Raw genomic sequence first — 15,182 nt, forward strand, 5'->3', positions numbered from 1 at the left:
CCGATGGGCCGCGGCGCGCGATTCCCGCGTGCCGCGGTTCGGGCTGCGAGGTCAGGCGCTCACCAGGGTGGCGGCGGCGGTCAGGGCCGCCGGATGTGCGGCCAGCAGGGCCCGCGCGGCACCCGCGCCGGGCGCCCCGGACGAGGACGCGACCGGCGCCCACTCCCCCTCGCAACCGAACAGGTCCGCCACCGCGCCGGCTGTCGAACGGTTCCCGGCCAGCAGCGCCGCCACCGGACCACCGTCCGGGACGGCCGGGCCACCGGACGGGCGGGAGCGGGCCGGAGCGTTCCACGGGGCGACCCACGAGTCGAGGCCCGCGAGGGTCGCCGGGAAGGTGCGCCCGGCCTCCCGGGTCAGCACCGGCACCAGGTCCGCGCCGGTCGCCTTCAACGTGGTGATCAGGGTCGGCAGCCAGGGCAGCAGGACCGGGTCGGGCAGCTGCGCGAACGCCCGGGACAGGGTCTCCACCACGAACGGGGCCAGCCGCGGCACCGGTTCGAGAGCCTGCACGAAACCGCTCACATACTGCGGGACCGAGGGCACCACCAGCGGGTTGCCGAGCAGGTCACCGACCCGGGCCCGCAGGTCGGCCAGCGGCAGCACCCCGAGCTGGTGCAGCGCCGCCCAGAGCAGCGCGACCTTGGCCGGGGACTCCGGGTGCGACTGCCGGACCGCGATCTCCAGCTGGGCCCGGTCGCAGCCCAGCGAGAGGGCCAGGCTCTCCATGCTGAACAGGAACCCGAGCATCGCCCCGACCTGCCGGACCCCGGTCTCCTCCTCGACGAAGGCGGTGGGCAGCAGGGTGCAGTAATGGGCGTACCCCTCGGTGACGAACCGTTCGCACCAGCTCGGCAGCACCGGGGCGGTCGCGCGGTAGAACCCCAGTAGGCGGCGGATCCGGCGCAGCACGTCCGGGGCGTCGTCGACGGTGCGCTCGGCGGAGAGCAGCTCGATCGCGCGGGCACCCAATTCGCTGGTGAGCCGGGGGCTCTCCAGGAAGAGCAGCGAGTTCTCCACCGCTTTGAGGGCGGTGGCCGCGGTCGCCTTCGGATCCCAGGCGTCCCGGCGCAGCCGCTGCTCCAGGACCTGTTCGACGGTGACGCCCTCGTAGCCCAGCTCGATGATGCTGCGCTGGTGGCGGCCGATGTCCAGGTCCCAGCTCTCCTGGATGTGCTTCTCGCCCAGCTTGCGGCTGCCCATGATCGGGCGGACCGCCTGGTCGGGCAGCAGATAGCGCAGCATCCACAGCAGCTGGGAGCAGGCGCCCAGTTCGGGCCGGGCGTTCAGGTCGAGCAGCGCGCGCTGGATGTTGCGCTGCTCCAGGTTGAGCCCGAGCGGCGCCAGCCGGTCGTGGACGTCCCGGGCCAGGGGCGGCAGCGCCTCGTAGCCGACCTGGCCGATCCGGTCGCCGCCGAGCAGGATCTCGCAGAGCCGCCGCACGTCGCGGCGGCCGGGCACGGTGTCCTTCTCGATGCAGGTGACCGCGGCGTCCTGGAAGTCGTACGGCGTGGGGCGGGCCCGGCCGCGCATCCCGGCGAGCAGGATCGACGTCTCGAAGACGGCGATCGCGTCGGCGGTGCTGGAGAGGTATCCGTTGCGGCGGGCGAGCCGGACGATGTCGACGCACCAGCCCCGCAGCTCCTCCTCGTCGAGGCCGTCGAGGGTGGGTGGCCCGGCCAGGTATCCGCTGAGCTGGTCGGTGACCTCCGCGCCGGCGGCCACCGGGGCGGGCAGCGCCTTCTTCGCCCGGCGGCCGGCGCCTTTCTGACCGTCCAGCCGGAACGGGGTGAGCCGCCGCCGGCCGAGCTGTTTCTGCCAGGTGGCGGCGGCGATTGACACCGAGCCGGGCGCCAGCCCGAACTGCGACTCGATCGCCGAGTGGCTGGACGGGATCAGCCCGTAGAGCCAGGTGGTGCCGGTCCGCGGGGTGATCGCGAAGTCCGGGGTGCCGGGTGCCGAACCGGCCTCGGGAACCCGGCTGGCCGCGTGGAACGCGCCGCAGATGTAGAGGCAGTCGGCCGGGTCGGCGCCGGACGCGGCGAGGTGCTCACGGATCCGGGTCCACATGTAGCGCTCGCGGTCCTCGTCACTGGCGAACCGCCGGGTGTCCCGCGGGGCCAGCCTCCGGAACAGACTGCCGATCAAGACCATGACCTGCCGGTACGTGTCATGGTCGGCTCCGGCCAGGGGCTGCTCGACATACTGGTCCCACCATTCCGACCAGTGCCGCACCCGCCCGTGGTGCAGCAGGTGCTCCTCCAGTTCGGCGAACCGGGGCCGCAGGTCGCCGATCTCCACCCCGACCGCGTCGCCGTGCAGATCCTCCTCGGGCTCCGGGGTGTCCGCCGGGGACGAGACGTCCGGCTGCCACTGGAAGACGTGGTCGGTGGACCGGTCCACCAGGACCAGCTCGACGCCGGGGGTGTCCAGCGCGTAGGCGATCGCCTGGTACTCCGCGGAGGCCTCGGTGATCGGCGCGATGACCGACAGCGGAGCCGACTCCTTGGGGAAGCCGTCCAGTTCGGAGGCGAACGCCTGGAGCGCCACCGGGAGCCGGCAGTTGCGCAGCTCGGTCAGCAGCGGCCGCAGGTCCTCGCAGAGCTCCAGGTAGATCACCGTGGGCTGTTTCGCCCGCAGCCGCCGCAGCATGGCCAGGGCCGAGGCCGGCGAGTGGTGGCAGACCGGGAAGATCTCCAGCGGCTCGCGCAGGGCGTGGTCGACGTCGTCGACGATCCCGGCGAGGATCTCCGGCAGTGCCGCCGGGCCGTCCGCCAGGGCCTCGGCGGCACCCAGCAGCTGGTCGCGGAGCGGGTCGAACGGGCTGGTCACCGGGCTGCTCATGACAGGGTCGCAATCGCCTGGCGGCCACCCTCCAGGAACCCGGTCCACTCGCCGCTGTGCTCCTTGCTGCGCGGCTCGACGACGCCGTGCCAGTACTTGTTGAGGATCGCCAGGTCCTCCGGGCTGCGCCGGGCCAGCGATCCGACAAGCGACGACGCCAGCGTCTCGGCGGTCAGCGCGCGGGCGCCGAAGAAGTTGCTGTGCAGGATCGCGTCCTCCAGGACACCGATCTGCTCGGCGGTGGAGAGCGCCGACTCGAGCCGCTCGTCGTCGCTGCCCGCCGAGGCGGAGGCGGCCCGCAGGTCGGCGAAGCTTTGCAGCAGCACGTCGAGCAGGGTGGGCGGCACCTCCAGCTCGATGTTGTGCCGGCGCAGCAGCTCCTCGGTGCGGAAGCGGACGATCTCCGCCTCGCTCTTCTTGTTGGTCACCACCGGGATCCGGACGAAGTTGAAGCGCCGCTTGAGCGCCGAGGACAGGTCGTTGACACCCCGGTCCCGGCTGTTGGCGGTGGCGATGATGCTGAAGCCGGGCTTGGCGAAGACGATGTTGTCGTCGTCCAGCTCGGGGATCGAGACGTACTTCTCGGAGAGGATCGAGATCAGCGCGTCCTGCACGTCGCTGGTGGACCGGGTCAGCTCCTCGAACCGGCCGATCACGCCGCCCTCCATCGCCGTCATGATCGGCGACGGGATCATCGAGGCGCGGGACTGGCCCTTGGCGATCACCATCGAGACGTTCCACGAATACTTGATGTGGTCCTCGGTGGTGCCGGCGGTGCCCTGCACGACCAGTGTGGAGTTGCGGCTGATCGCGGCGGCGAGCAGCTCGGCCAGCCAGCTCTTGCCGGTGCCCGGGTCGCCGATCAGCAGCAGGCCGCGGTCGGAGGCCAGGGTGACGATGGACCGCTCGACGAAACTGCGGTCGCCGAACCATTTCGGGGCGATCTGGCGGTCCAGCCCGTCGGCGCGCTCCGAGCCGAGGACGAACAGCCGCACCATCTTCGGGCTGAGCCGCCAGGAGAACGGTTTCGGGCCGTCGTCGACGGACTCCAGCCAGTCGAGCTCCTCGGCGTACTTGACCTCGGCGGGGGCGCGCAGCATGTCGCTCATGGGGATGTGTCTCCTTGGGTGAGAGATCAGACGAGGAAGTTCTTGAGCTCGGTGACGAGCTTCTTGATGTGCCCGGAGAGGACCGGGGTGCCCTGGTCCTTGAACCGCTGCCGGAACCACGGGTTGACGCTCTGATGGCCGCCGCTGCTGACCGAGCCGACCGGGATGAATTTGGTCCCCGAGCGGTGGATCGCCTGCATGCCGTCCCAGCAGGCCTGCTCGTTCCACTCGTAGAAGTCGGAGATCCAGACGACCACGCTGTTGCGCGGATCGGTGATCTTGGGCCGGGCCAGGTCGAGGGCGACCGTGCCGTCGGTGCCGCCGCCGAGGTGGGTGTGCAGCAGCACCTCGAACGGGTCGTGCACCCAGGGCGTCAGGTCGAGGGCCCTCGTGTCGTACGCGATGAGGTGCACGTCGACCTTGGGCAGGCCGGCGAAGATGGAGGCCAGGATGGTGCAGTTGACCATCGCGTCGACCATCGACCCGGACTGGTCGACGACCACGATCAGCCGGGCCGGCTCGATCCGTTTCGCGGTCTGCTTGTAGTAGAGCCGGTCGACGTAGAGCCGCTCGTCCTCGGGGCTCCAGTTCGGCAGGTTCTTCCAGATCGTGCGGTCCAGGTCGAGGTTGCGGAAGACCCGTTTCGGCGGGACGGAGCGGTCGATCGTGCCGGTGCTGGCCTGGGCGACCTGGGTGCGCAGCACCTCGGCCACCTCGTCGACGAACCGCCGGATCAGCGCCTTGGCGTTGGCCAGGGCCACACCGTCCAGATTGTCCTTGTCGCGCAGCAGCTGCTCGATCAGCGACATGCTCGGGGTGAGCTGCCGGGCCAGCCGGTTGTCGGCCAGGACCTCGCGCAGGCGCATCCGGCTGACCAGGTCGCCCTCGATGCCGGCGAGGGTCTTGCCGAGGCCTGAGTCGTCGCCGGCGGCCCGGCCGCGCAGCCCGCCGGGCTCACAGCCGGTGGCCCGCTCGAACCAGCCGGCGTCGGACTGCCAGCGCTGCAACTGCTCGGCGGTGACGTTGCCGGAGCCGGTGGCGAAGACGTTGAGCATCAGTTTCGACACCAGGGCGGCGCGCCGGACCTCGCCCTCGCGATCGTCGCCCGGCTCGCTCATCAGGCCGTCGAACTCGGCCTCCAGCTGCGGGAACCGCTGCACCACGGTGTCCACCGAGACGGACGGGTCGAGCAGGGCCGCGGGCAGATCGAGGTCGCCGACGATCGCCATGCTCGCCGACTCCAGGGCCGCCTGCTCCTCCGGGTCGAACAACCGGGCCAGCAGCCGCCAGTAGAGGACCTGACGGCGGGTCTCGTCGACGGTCATTTCCGCAGCAGCCTTCCCGCTCGCTCGCGCAGCACGTCGACCGCGGTGCCGGCGGCGGCCTCCGCTTTCGCCGCTTTCGCCTCGGTCGGGCCGAGCGCCCAGTCACCGGTGTGCGCCACGACCGGTTTCTTCCGCACCACCGCCTGCACGGCCAGCGGCTGCACCGACCACCGGCCGGACTCCCAGCGCAGCAGGCCCAGGCAGGCGGTGGACGTGGCGACCAGGGCCGGGGTGAGCGGCCCGGCCTCGGGCAGCCGGTCCAGGTCGACGGCGAGGGTGACGCCGCCCAGGTCGAACGACTCCGGCCCGGCCGTGTAGCCCTCCAGCAGCACCGGCTCGGCGATGACGGCCGGGTGCCGGTCCAGCGGCGGCGTGGCCGGGGCGGTCACCTTGCCGAGCCGGACCCGGGCCAGCGCGAACGGGTCGACCGCCTCGCCGGGCACCGCGCACGACTCGTCCCACAGCAGGTCGCCGCCGGCGGTCAGCGGCATGCCGGTGATCTCGACCGCGCGCCGTTCGGCCAGGGCGGCCCGGAACACCGGGAACGCCGCGAGCATCCGCCAGGCGGACGGGCCGCTGATGGTGTCCACCTTGGCCGCGGCGACACTCGCCCGGACCAGCCGCACCTCGCCGCCGGGCGTCTCCAGCAGGCCGTGGGCCTGGGCCCGGAAGACCGTCGGGTGCTCGTGCAGATCGACGCCGAGCAGCAGGAAGCGGCCGTCGGCCGGCTCGGCCGCGACGGCCGGGAAACCGGACTGGGCGAGCAGCAGCGCCCGCGACCACAGGTCGGCCCAGCGGCGCACCGGGATCCGGTCCAGCGTCGCGACCGGGGCGGTGGCCCGCAGCTCGGCGGCGAACCCGTCGAGCAGCACCGCGAGCCGGCGGCCGGCCGGGTCGGCGAGCAGGGCCGCGACGGCCTGGGCTCCGCCGCCGGCGATCTCGTGGTCGACGCCGCGCCAGCCGGCGATGGCCAGCTCCCGCAGCCACGACCGGCCACCGGCCAGCAGCGGACCACCGCCGGCCGGCGCGGGCGAACCGGCCGCGGCGGGGCCGGACGGCGCGGCGGGGCCGGGGTGACGGGACCGGCCGAGCGCGGTGTCCAGCCCGCCGAGCAGCGCGTCGTGGACGGCCCCGGTCAGCGCGGCCCGGGCACCGGCCAGCACGGCCAGATGCTCGTCGGTCACCGTGCCGGCGATGATCTTGCCGACCGAGTCGGCGACCCGGTCGGCGAGCGGCGAACCGGCGAACGCGGCGGCCAGCGACTCCAGGGCGGCGGCGCGGTCCTCGTCGATCCGGGCCAGGCCGTGGACCAGTGCGTCGTCCAGACCGTCGATCAGGATGAACGCCTCGTCGACGCCGGCCGGGTGGGTGCGCAGGGCGTCGGCGAGCATCAGCGCACCGCCCCGGCGGCCGGGAACCACTGCAGGTCGGGCAGCGGATCGGAGGTCGGCGGGACCTCCAGGTAGGCCAGGTGGCGCAGGAAGCCGGAGAACACCTCGGCGGCCCGGTTGGGCGCGGTCGTGGTGTGCAGGCCGGCCCAGAGGTTGTCGGAGTCGTCCGGCAGCGCCGCCTTCAGATAGCGGGCGACGCGGTCCAGCCCGTACTGCGCGACGGCGGCGTCGGCCAGGGCGCGCAGGTGGCCGCAGGGCCGGGAACCGCCGGAGAGGCCACCGCAGCGCCGGTTGTTGTTGGTGTTGCAACTCAGGCCGTGCTCACCCGCGGTGATCGACGAGACGTAGACCCGCTCGACGTCCGATCCGCTGGACACGACACCCTGGAGACGGCCCTCGGACAGCTCCACGAACGGCACCTTGGCCAGCTTGCGCGGCCGCACCGGCGCGATGACTGATGCTGTGCTGCGCCGCTCGGGGGCGGCACTCTCACTGGTCACAACAGACCTCCTCAGAACCAGGTGCGGAAGTTCTATCCCACGGGTACGACAAAACCGCATCGACCCTGGTCAGAGGAGTTCGGGGTGGCCGTCCGGCGGGCCGGTCAGAGCAGGCCGCGGCGGTGGGCCGCGGAGACCGCGGACGCCCGGTCCGGCACCTCCAGCTTGGCGTAGATGTGCAGCAGATGGGTCTTCACCGTGGCCTCGCTGATGAACAGCGCCGCGGCCGCCTCCCGGTTCGTCCGGCCCTCGGCGATCAGCGCCAGCACCTCCCGCTCCCGGGCGCTCAGCGTGCTCACGGTGAGTGATGTGCGGGGCCGGACCCGGGCCAGCAGCACCGCCGCCACCGACGGGGAGAGCACCGTCTCGCCGCGGGCGGCGGCCCGTACCGCCCGGAACAGCTCCTCGCGCGGGGCGTCCTTGAGCAGGTAGCCGATCGCGCCGGCCTCCACCGCGGGCAGCACGTCGGCGTCGGTGTCGTGCGTGGTGAGCACCAGGATCCGGGTCTGCGGGACCCGTTCCAGCAGCAGCCGGATCAGGGCGCCGCCGCTCGGCGCGGGCATCCGCAGATCGGTCAGCACCACGTCCGGCCGCAGGGCCGCCACCACGGTCAGCGCCTCGGTGCCGCCGGCCGCCTCACCGACCACCGCGAAGTCCGGCTGGGTGCCGAGCATGCCGCGCAGCCCGTCCCGTACCACCGGGTGGTCGTCAACCACGACCAGCCGTAATGTCATCGCTCCACCCCGATCACCGGAACCGTGACACTGACCGCCGTGCCCGCGCCGGGCGCCGACTCGATCTCCACCGTGCCGCCCAGCGCGGCGACCCGCTGGCGCAGCGCGGTCAGGCCGAACCCGCCGGCCGCCGCGGGGTCGAAACCGGCGCCGTCGTCCCGCACGTCCAGCACGATCACGTCCTCCATGTACGACAGGGTCACCTGGACCCGCCCGGCGCCGGCGTGCCGCCCGACGTTCGACAGCGTCTCCTGGGCGGCGCGCAGCAGGGTCACCTCGACCTCCGAGTGCAGCGGCAGCGGGGTGCCGGTGGCGGTGAACCCGGCGGGCGCCCGGTACTGCTCGCCCCAGGCCGCCACGGTCTGGGCCACCGCGTCGCTGAGCCGGGCGTCCGCCAGCGGGCCGGGGCGCAGCGCGTCGATCGACCGGCGGACCTCGTCGAGGCTGGTCCGGGCCAGGCCGCGGGCGGTGTCCAGCCGGGCGCGGGCCTCCGCCGGCAGTTCGCCGATCGCCTCCAGCTGGGTGACGATCCCGGTCAGGCCCTGCGCGACGGTGTCGTGGATCTCCCGGGCCAGCCGGGCGCGTTCCTCGGCGACGCCCGCCTCCCGGGCCAGCCGGGCGTTCTCCGCGACCATCGCGACCAGCTCGCTGTTGATCTCGCGGCGGCGGACCGCCTCCCGTTCCATCGCGCGGACCAGGCCGCCGATCAGTGCGGCGCCCGGTGTCGCCACCCCGAGGGCGATCAGCGTGCTCACTCCGTCGGCGCCGTCCACGACCAGCGCCGGGATGTTCGCGGCGAGCAGGCCGGCGTAGGCGGCCCGGCCGGGGAACACCAGGAACGGGACGATGTAGCAGGCCGGGACGAACAGGTGGAACGCGGGGCTGCGCAGCGCCAGCACCGTGGCGAGCGCGATCAGGCCGGTGAAGTAGACCGAGTTCTGCCACTTCCAGGTCTCCCACCAGTGCGGATGCAGCACCAGGAACCAGCCGTGCCAGACCGCCAGCACGGCGGCCAGCGCGAGGGTCACGGCCCGGCCGGGTTCGTCACCGGCGAGCGTCACCCCGGAGGCGAGCAGCAGGAAGCCGTACGGGGTCAGCGCCCACGCCCGATTCCACCGCTGCTCGTGCCGCTCCATCGGATTCACCCGTCCATCTTCCGGGGTCCGTACGTCAGCCGCCGCAGCAGCACCTCGGCCGGCCCGCGGGTCCCGTTCCGGCGCATCAGGTCCGCGATCAGCACCGTCACCAGCCAGGTGCCCAGGGCCAGTGCCGCGGTCTCGGCGGTGCCCAGGGTGGCGCCCAGCCCGAGCGTCCACGGCAGCAGCAGGACCACGAACACCACCGACTGGAACAGGTAGAAGGTGAGTGATCGCTGCCCGGTGGCGGCGAGCGCCCGCACCACCGGGCCGGGCCGGTCGCCGATCCGGGCCGCGGCCAGGCCGATCAGAGCCGCGTACCCGAGCCCGCCGGCGACTCCGGTGACCGCGTGCAGCGCCGAGATCGTCCAGAGGACCAGGGTGCCCTCCGGGGTCCAGAAGTGCCCGACCGCCAGAGCCACCGGCAGCCCACCGGCGACCGCCGCGAGCAGGCCGAACGTGGCGGTGCGGACCAGCAGCACCCGGTGCGCGGCCGGGTCGGCGAGGATCCCCCGGCGGGCCGCCCAGGTGCCGGCCAGGACGGCGCTGCCGACCCCGATCACGCCGAACGGGACCATCAGCCATTCGACCGGGCGCAGGGCCAGGACCCGGAGCGGGTCGGCGATCTCGAACGACCAGAGGAACGAGCGGCCGCCGTCGGACGGCAGCGTGTAGGCCGCGCCCTGCACCAGGGCCACGACCACCAGCCAGCCGGCCGCCGCGATCAGCAGGTTCCGGTCGCTGACCCGGGTCAGGGCGATCAGGATGAAGCCGACCACGCCGTACAGCCCGAGGATGTCGCCCGGGAAGAGCAGGACGGCGTGCGCGAAACCGAAGACGATCAGCCATCGGCTGCGCCGCCGCAGCACGTCCTTACCGGTCTTGGCGAGCATCTGGACGACGCCGTAGGCGAAGAGGGCGGCGAACATCGGGTACGCCCGGGCGTCCACCAGGCTCACCGTCAGCACACTGACGATCCGGTCGAGCAGGCCGTCCTCGACGATGTGCTGCCGTACCCCGTAGGGCCGGGCGTGCAGGTAGACCGCCGAGTTGGCGAGCGCGATCAGCGCCAGCATCAGGCCGCGCGCCAGATCCGGGGCGAGCAGCCTTTCCCGTACCGCTGTGATTGTCATGTCTCCAGGCTGCGGCCCGCGGACCCCGCCCCGAATCAACCGCCGCCGGGCCCGAATCAACCGATCGACGTATTGCCGGTGCCCGCCTAGCAGATCATGGACAGAGTTCCGGTGACGATGGTCACCTTGCCACCCGTCGATGACATCGAAAACACTGAGGCTCCCGGGTACGAGGTGGCCCACATGACCAGACTCGACGACAACGAGGCAGCCGACCGTTTCGTGAGGTCGCTGACCGACCTCCGGGAGTTCCGCCGGCTGAGCATGAAGGAGCTGGCGGTCCGGATGGGCTTCGACCCGTCCTATGTCAGCCACATCGAGGGCCGGCGGCACCGGCCGTCCCTGGAGTTCGCCCGCCGCGCCGACGCCGTCCTCGACTCCCGGGGCGCGCTGCTGCGGATCTTCCATGAGTACGGCCTCGTGCCCGCCGAACCGGACACCGGCACCGGCCGGCCGGCCTCCGCCGCCCTCGGCAGCGTGCTGTTCGTGGACCACGAGGAGTCCGAGCTGCGCCTCGACGACGACGGCTACTACGACATCACCATCACCCGCCGCATCCACAACATCTGGCAGCGGCCGATCACCCGGTTCCCGACCCGGATCGAGGTGGACGCCTACCCGGCCGACCCGGCCATGTCCCACGACTTCTACCGGGAGAACCCGGTCACTCTGGCCGAGACCGGGTTCTGGGCGCGGTTCGACGGCGAGCCCACGACGTGGCGGGTGAAACGTGACCGGGACGCGTACAAGAAGATCGACATCCTGTTCGAGCCGGGCGGCGTCTCCCGGCCCGTCTACCCCGGCCAGTCGGCGACGGTGACCTGCGGATACCGCCTGCACCACTCGAAGTGGGGCCCGTGGTTCGCCCGGGAGATCCGCTGGCCGACCCTGCACATCTCGGTCTCGTTCACCTTCCCGAGCCGGTCCGGCGCGCGCCTCTCCGGCCGCCAGGAGACGTGGACCGCCGGCGAGCTGCCGCTGGGCGATCCGCTCCGGATGTCACAGTCCGGCGACGCCACCACCTTCACCTGGACGGGATCGGCGCCGGCACTGTCCAACCTCTACCATTTCGAATGGAAGTTCCACGGAACCGAGCCTCGACCCGACGGAGTTCTCCTTGGCGGACGACACCCTTGACATCCCGGTCGACGAGAGCGGGCGGCACTGGCTGACCGTGGAGGTGGATCCCGAGGACGGCGTGGACCTGGCGTCGAACGGCGCACGCGGCTGGCGGCGGCCCTCGTTCAACCTGGTGACCGCCATGGACAACGTGATGCCCGCCCTCGACGTGATCATCAACCGGGTCCGGGACGGGCGCGTCGCACCGGACGAGGTCACGCTGGAGCTGGGCCTGAAGATCGGCGGCGAGCACGGGGTGATCCTGACCAAGGGGACCGCCGAGGCCAACCTCAAGGTGACCGTCAAGTGGCTCGCCGACCCGTCGCGGCCCACCGCCCCGGAGGTCGAGGTCGAGGTCGCGGAGGAGTCAGACGGGTCGCCAGGTTAGCCGGGCCGGGATCACCGGTGGTGCGATCCGGTCCTCCTCGCGCATCCGCTGGTAATCGGCGACGGTGACCGGCTGTTCGCCGTACGGCATCCGGTCGCTGTCGGTGTAGATCTTGCCGTTCAGGTGGTCGATCTCGTGCGAGATGCTCCGGGCCAGCGCTCCGGTGAACGTCCTCGGCTCCGCCCGGCCGTCGATCGCGACCCTGATTCCGTACGGCCGGCGCACCTGACCGCGGACGTCGAAGAAGCTGAGGCAGCCCTCGTAGTCGGTCACCTCCTCGATCGTCTCCTCGACGATCCGCGGATTGACCAGTTCGAGATAGCCGTCCCGGAAGAGGTCGGCGTCGTAGGTCACCCCGTCGGCCGGGCGGCTGACGATCGCGATCCGGTAGGCGATACCGAGCTGTGGGGCGGCGATCCCCCGGCTGACCTGTGGCTTGAAGTCGTGGAATCGACCGACCCAGTGGGCGACCCGGCGCAGATGCCGGATCACGTCGGTGGCCAGATCCCGGTCCGCGGGCAGATCCAGGTCGAGGGTCTGTGTCACCGACGGAAGGGTTCGCAGGCTGCTGCCCCGGACCGGGTCCCGCATCTGCAGGATGCCGAACTGGCCGAGGACGTCGGCCGCGTTCTCCGCCCGGGTGGACTCCGGGATGCGCTTCCAGAAGAACCAGTCGAGCCGGACCCGCCGGCCCTCGTCGAGATCCTCGTCGTCGGCCCGGGCGGTCCAGGCGTAGACGACCTTGTCGTGCTCGGTCCGGACCGTAACGCCGGGCAGCGGCCGCAGTCCGTTGTCGGACGGCGGCAGGTTCATCCCCCAGGCCTCCGGGGCGAGATCGGCGGGTAGGTGGGCTTCCACCGAGATCGCCTCGGTGTCCGCCTTGATGTTCCGCTTGTACCACTGACCCCACTGCCGGTCGGTGACCCGGTAGCAGTACTCGATGACCGCCTCGGCGCCCGGCTCCAGCGGTGTGTCCAGCGGGTAGTACAGCTTGTAGTCCACCTGCTGGTCGGCGACCTTGAGCGCCCGGACCGCGATCGGCTGCCGGAGGCCCAGCCGCGGCGACCCGGACTGTCCACGGCCCGGTTTGGTCAGGGTGAACCAGGCCTCCACCTCGATCGCACCGGCCGGGTCGTCGCGCCGGGCCGGCGGGACCAACGGGTGTTTCGAGTGGTGCTCGACGTTCTGCGGGACACCGTCGTTGGGGTAGAACGCCACCGAGACCTTGAACTCGTAGGTCCGCCGGGCGGTCCGGCTGCCGTTGTAGAGCCGGCGCCGCTGGATCAGCCGGTAGGAGGCCCCGTCGTAGTGCACCTCACCATGGTCGTGCAGCAGTTTGACCACCGGCCGGGACACCTCCACCGGCTGCTGGGCGGCCTCTCCCGCGGTGTACAGCAGATTGTTCGACAGCACGTAGACGTCGGGCGCGCTCCGGTCCCGGGGCACCGCCTGCACCATACCGACGACCTCGTCGCTGTCGCTGTGACAGACCGGGCCGCCGCTGAACCCCGGGACCACACGGCGGTCCGGGTCGTCGATCTGGAACCGGTTCTTCCCCGACTCGCCCCGCACCACGCCGACCGTGTTGCGGCCCAGCCCGCGCCCCGGACCGGGCCCCCACATCCGGACCTCCCCGCCCCGGCGGACGGTGGCGTCCGGGCTGATCCGCAGCGGCACGCCACCCTGCCCGATCACGTCCTCCTGGAGGCCGAGCACGGCGACGTCCCGCGGCTCGAAGTCCGCACCGGTCACCGGCAGCCACTGTGTCACGTCGGCGGGGCGGACGATCCGGTCGGACTCCGAACCGAGCAGGGGGAACTCGAGATAGAGGAAGGCGGCCCGGTGCGGCCGGGCGGTCTCGGCGGTGTCCCGCCCGATCGCGGCGTTGACCACGTGAGCGCACGTCAGCAGCACCCGGTCGCCGATCAGAAAAGCGAGCCCGACTCTGCGGTCGGAATGGCTGTCGAGTACAAACGCCACGGCACGCTCGAGCTTGCCCAACGCTTCCCCCTACGCAGGTAGAAGCTAGATGTTAGCCGAAAGCGACATGGAGGTGACACGTTGGAGCGTCAGGGCGTCCTGTTCGATCTGGACGGCACTCTGCTGGACAGCGAGCCGATCTGGAAGGCCGCGATGGCCTCACTGGTGCGGTCGCTGGCGCCCGGTGCGGCGGCCTCGGTGACGTCCGGGCTGTCCGGGATCCCGACCGCCGAGGCGGTCGCACTCGTGCACTCCCGGCTCGGGCTGGTGCGGGCCGACATCCGGGAGAACGTCGACCGGCTGGAGCGTGAGGTGGCCGGCCGGCAGGCACACGATCCCGGTTGGCGGCCGGGTGTGCCGGAGTTGCTGACCGGTCTGCGCGGCGCCGGCTTCGGCACCGCGCTGGTGACCAGCAACAGCCGGGTGATCGTGGACGGTCTGCTGGCCGGCGGCCTGCGGCCGTTGTTCGACACGGTGGTGTGCCTGGAGGACGTCGCGCGGGCGAAGCCGGCGCCGGATCCCTATCGGGAGGCCGTGCGCCGTCTGGGCCTGCGGCCCGGCGACTGTGTGGCGGTGGAGGACTCCGCGGTCGGGGTGGCCAGCGCGCTGGCCGCCGGTTGTGCGGTCGTGCGGCTCGGCGTGGTGGGCGTGCCGCACGCGGACGACGTCCCGGTGGTCGCGAACCTGGCGGATCTGGACGTGTCGTACATCCGGAAGCGCCTGGACGGCGTGCACTGAAACCCTGACCGCCGTCGATGCCAATTCGATATCGACAGCGGCACCACGGGGGTGCCGGCGCGAACTACGGTGCCACCGTGCACAACCAAGTACCCCCGGATCCCTTTCCGCAGCCGGCGCCGCCGGCTGCCGGGCCATACCCATACCCTCCTCAGCCGTACGGGCCACCGCCCGGTTATCCGCCCCCGCCGCCCCGCACCAACGGGTTCGCGATCGGCGCGCTGATCATCAGCATCTGTGGCGGTCTCGGCATCGGCACCGCGCTCGGCTACGTCTTCGGTTTCCTCGCGCTGAGCCAGATCAAGCGGCAGCCGCAGAAGGGCCGCGGGATGGCCATCGCCGCCATCGTGATCGCCAGCCTGCATCTGGTGGCACTGGCCGGCGCCCTGATCTACGGGGTGGCCGACGAGGCCCGGGACCGGAAGGCCGGCATCCAGGACACCGACGTCACCGCGCTGAAGACCGGCGACTGCGTCCGCGAGTTCGACGTGTCGTCGACCATCTACGACCTGCCGGTGGTGGCGTGCACCGCGCCGCACAGCGCCGAGATCTACCACACCTTCACCTTCCCGGACGGCGAGTACCCGGGTGCCGCCGCGGTCGAGGCGGAGAGCAGCGACAAGTGCGTGTCGGCGTTCGATCCGTACGACTCCGCGGCCAACGAGAACATCGAGATCTACTACATGTACCCGCAGAACGCCATCGAGTGGCGGCGCGACCGCACCGTGCTGTGCATCGCCGACGACCCGGCCGGCAACCGGACCACACCGCTGTCCAAGTAGCCG

Annotated in this window: 13 protein-coding genes; 4 read left to right on the plus strand and 9 right to left on the minus strand. The window is 72.0% G+C overall.

Annotated elements, in window-relative coordinates:
• Positions 1 to 51: 51 nt before the first annotated feature.
• The 8 genes from ACQ0O7_RS18935 to ACQ0O7_RS18970 all read right to left on the minus strand — a co-directional run bounded on the left by ACQ0O7_RS18935 (position 52) and on the right by ACQ0O7_RS18970 (position 10,172).
• The gene (locus ACQ0O7_RS18935; protein ID WP_430783447.1) at positions 52 to 2,844 is read right to left on the minus strand and encodes a DUF5682 family protein; all 2,793 of its coding nucleotides are present in this window, start codon (positions 2,842 to 2,844) and stop codon (positions 52 to 54) included.
• On the minus strand, positions 2,841 to 3,953 hold the full coding sequence (locus tag ACQ0O7_RS18940; protein ID WP_430783448.1) for an ATP-binding protein: 1,113 nt from the start codon (positions 3,951 to 3,953) through the stop codon (positions 2,841 to 2,843). The genes ACQ0O7_RS18935 and ACQ0O7_RS18940 overlap by 4 nt, the downstream gene beginning before the upstream one ends.
• A gap of 26 nt (positions 3,954 to 3,979) precedes the next feature.
• Positions 3,980 to 5,278 (minus strand): vWA domain-containing protein, encoded by a 1,299-nt coding sequence (locus ACQ0O7_RS18945; protein ID WP_430783449.1) that lies wholly within the window; start codon positions 5,276 to 5,278, stop codon positions 3,980 to 3,982.
• Positions 5,275 to 6,669 (minus strand): hypothetical protein, encoded by a 1,395-nt coding sequence (locus ACQ0O7_RS18950; RefSeq protein WP_430783450.1) that lies wholly within the window; start codon positions 6,667 to 6,669, stop codon positions 5,275 to 5,277. Before ACQ0O7_RS18950 ends, ACQ0O7_RS18945 begins: the two co-directional genes overlap by 4 nt.
• On the minus strand, positions 6,669 to 7,169 hold the full coding sequence (locus ACQ0O7_RS18955) for a hypothetical protein (protein WP_430783451.1): 501 nt from the start codon (positions 7,167 to 7,169) through the stop codon (positions 6,669 to 6,671). The genes ACQ0O7_RS18950 and ACQ0O7_RS18955 overlap by 1 nt, the downstream gene beginning before the upstream one ends.
• A gap of 104 nt (positions 7,170 to 7,273) precedes the next feature.
• Entirely contained in the window at positions 7,274 to 7,903 is a 630-nt protein-coding gene (locus ACQ0O7_RS18960; RefSeq protein WP_430783452.1) for a response regulator, read from the minus strand.
• Positions 7,900 to 9,039 (minus strand): sensor histidine kinase, encoded by a 1,140-nt coding sequence (locus ACQ0O7_RS18965; protein WP_430784000.1) that lies wholly within the window; start codon positions 9,037 to 9,039, stop codon positions 7,900 to 7,902. The genes ACQ0O7_RS18960 and ACQ0O7_RS18965 overlap by 4 nt, the downstream gene beginning before the upstream one ends.
• A gap of 5 nt (positions 9,040 to 9,044) precedes the next feature.
• Entirely contained in the window at positions 9,045 to 10,172 is a 1,128-nt protein-coding gene (locus ACQ0O7_RS18970) for a DUF418 domain-containing protein (protein ID WP_430783453.1), read from the minus strand.
• A 183-nt stretch (positions 10,173 to 10,355) separates the two neighbouring features.
• On the opposite strand from ACQ0O7_RS18970, the gene ACQ0O7_RS18975 reads away from it, so the two are divergent.
• Positions 10,356 to 11,309, plus strand: a complete 954-nt coding sequence (locus ACQ0O7_RS18975; RefSeq protein WP_430783454.1) for a helix-turn-helix domain-containing protein — start codon at positions 10,356 to 10,358, stop codon at positions 11,307 to 11,309.
• Positions 11,290 to 11,679: a CU044_2847 family protein gene (locus ACQ0O7_RS18980; RefSeq protein ID WP_430783455.1), complete on the plus strand. Its 390-nt coding sequence runs from the start codon at positions 11,290 to 11,292 to the stop codon at positions 11,677 to 11,679. The genes ACQ0O7_RS18975 and ACQ0O7_RS18980 overlap by 20 nt, the downstream gene beginning before the upstream one ends.
• On the opposite strand, the gene ACQ0O7_RS18985 is transcribed toward ACQ0O7_RS18980, so the two are convergent.
• Positions 11,659 to 13,680, minus strand: coding sequence for a peptide deformylase (locus ACQ0O7_RS18985; RefSeq protein ID WP_430783456.1), 2,022 nt, complete (start codon positions 13,678 to 13,680; stop codon positions 11,659 to 11,661). The genes ACQ0O7_RS18980 and ACQ0O7_RS18985 overlap by 21 nt on opposite strands.
• Before the next feature lie 60 nt (positions 13,681 to 13,740).
• Between ACQ0O7_RS18985 and ACQ0O7_RS18990 the strand changes: the two genes are divergently transcribed.
• The gene (locus ACQ0O7_RS18990) at positions 13,741 to 14,397 is read left to right on the plus strand and encodes an HAD family hydrolase (RefSeq protein ID WP_430783457.1); all 657 of its coding nucleotides are present in this window, start codon (positions 13,741 to 13,743) and stop codon (positions 14,395 to 14,397) included.
• A 77-nt stretch (positions 14,398 to 14,474) separates the two neighbouring features.
• On the plus strand, positions 14,475 to 15,179 hold the full coding sequence (locus tag ACQ0O7_RS18995) for a DUF4190 domain-containing protein (RefSeq protein ID WP_430783458.1): 705 nt from the start codon (positions 14,475 to 14,477) through the stop codon (positions 15,177 to 15,179).
• Positions 15,180 to 15,182 lie beyond the last annotated feature (3 nt).

Origin of the sequence: Actinoplanes sp. G11-F43, assembly GCF_050589265.1 — a bacterium.
Classification (GTDB): domain Bacteria; phylum Actinomycetota; class Actinomycetes; order Mycobacteriales; family Micromonosporaceae; genus Actinoplanes.

Coding starts and splice junctions, on each gene's coding strand:
- ACQ0O7_RS18975 (WP_430783454.1), top strand. CDS start 10,356: ATGACCAGACTCGACGACAACGAGGCAGCCGACCGTTTCGTGAGGTCG.
- ACQ0O7_RS18960 (WP_430783452.1), bottom strand. CDS start 7,903: ATGACATTACGGCTGGTCGTGGTTGACGACCACCCGGTGGTACGGGAC.
- ACQ0O7_RS18935 (WP_430783447.1), bottom strand. CDS start 2,844: ATGAGCAGCCCGGTGACCAGCCCGTTCGACCCGCTCCGCGACCAGCTG.
- ACQ0O7_RS18965 (WP_430784000.1), bottom strand. CDS start 9,039: ATGGAGCGGCACGAGCAGCGGTGGAATCGGGCGTGGGCGCTGACCCCG.
- ACQ0O7_RS18950 (WP_430783450.1), bottom strand. CDS start 6,669: ATGCTCGCCGACGCCCTGCGCACCCACCCGGCCGGCGTCGACGAGGCG.
- ACQ0O7_RS18970 (WP_430783453.1), bottom strand. CDS start 10,172: ATGACAATCACAGCGGTACGGGAAAGGCTGCTCGCCCCGGATCTGGCG.
- ACQ0O7_RS18940 (WP_430783448.1), bottom strand. CDS start 3,953: ATGAGCGACATGCTGCGCGCCCCCGCCGAGGTCAAGTACGCCGAGGAG.
- ACQ0O7_RS18945 (WP_430783449.1), bottom strand. CDS start 5,278: ATGACCGTCGACGAGACCCGCCGTCAGGTCCTCTACTGGCGGCTGCTG.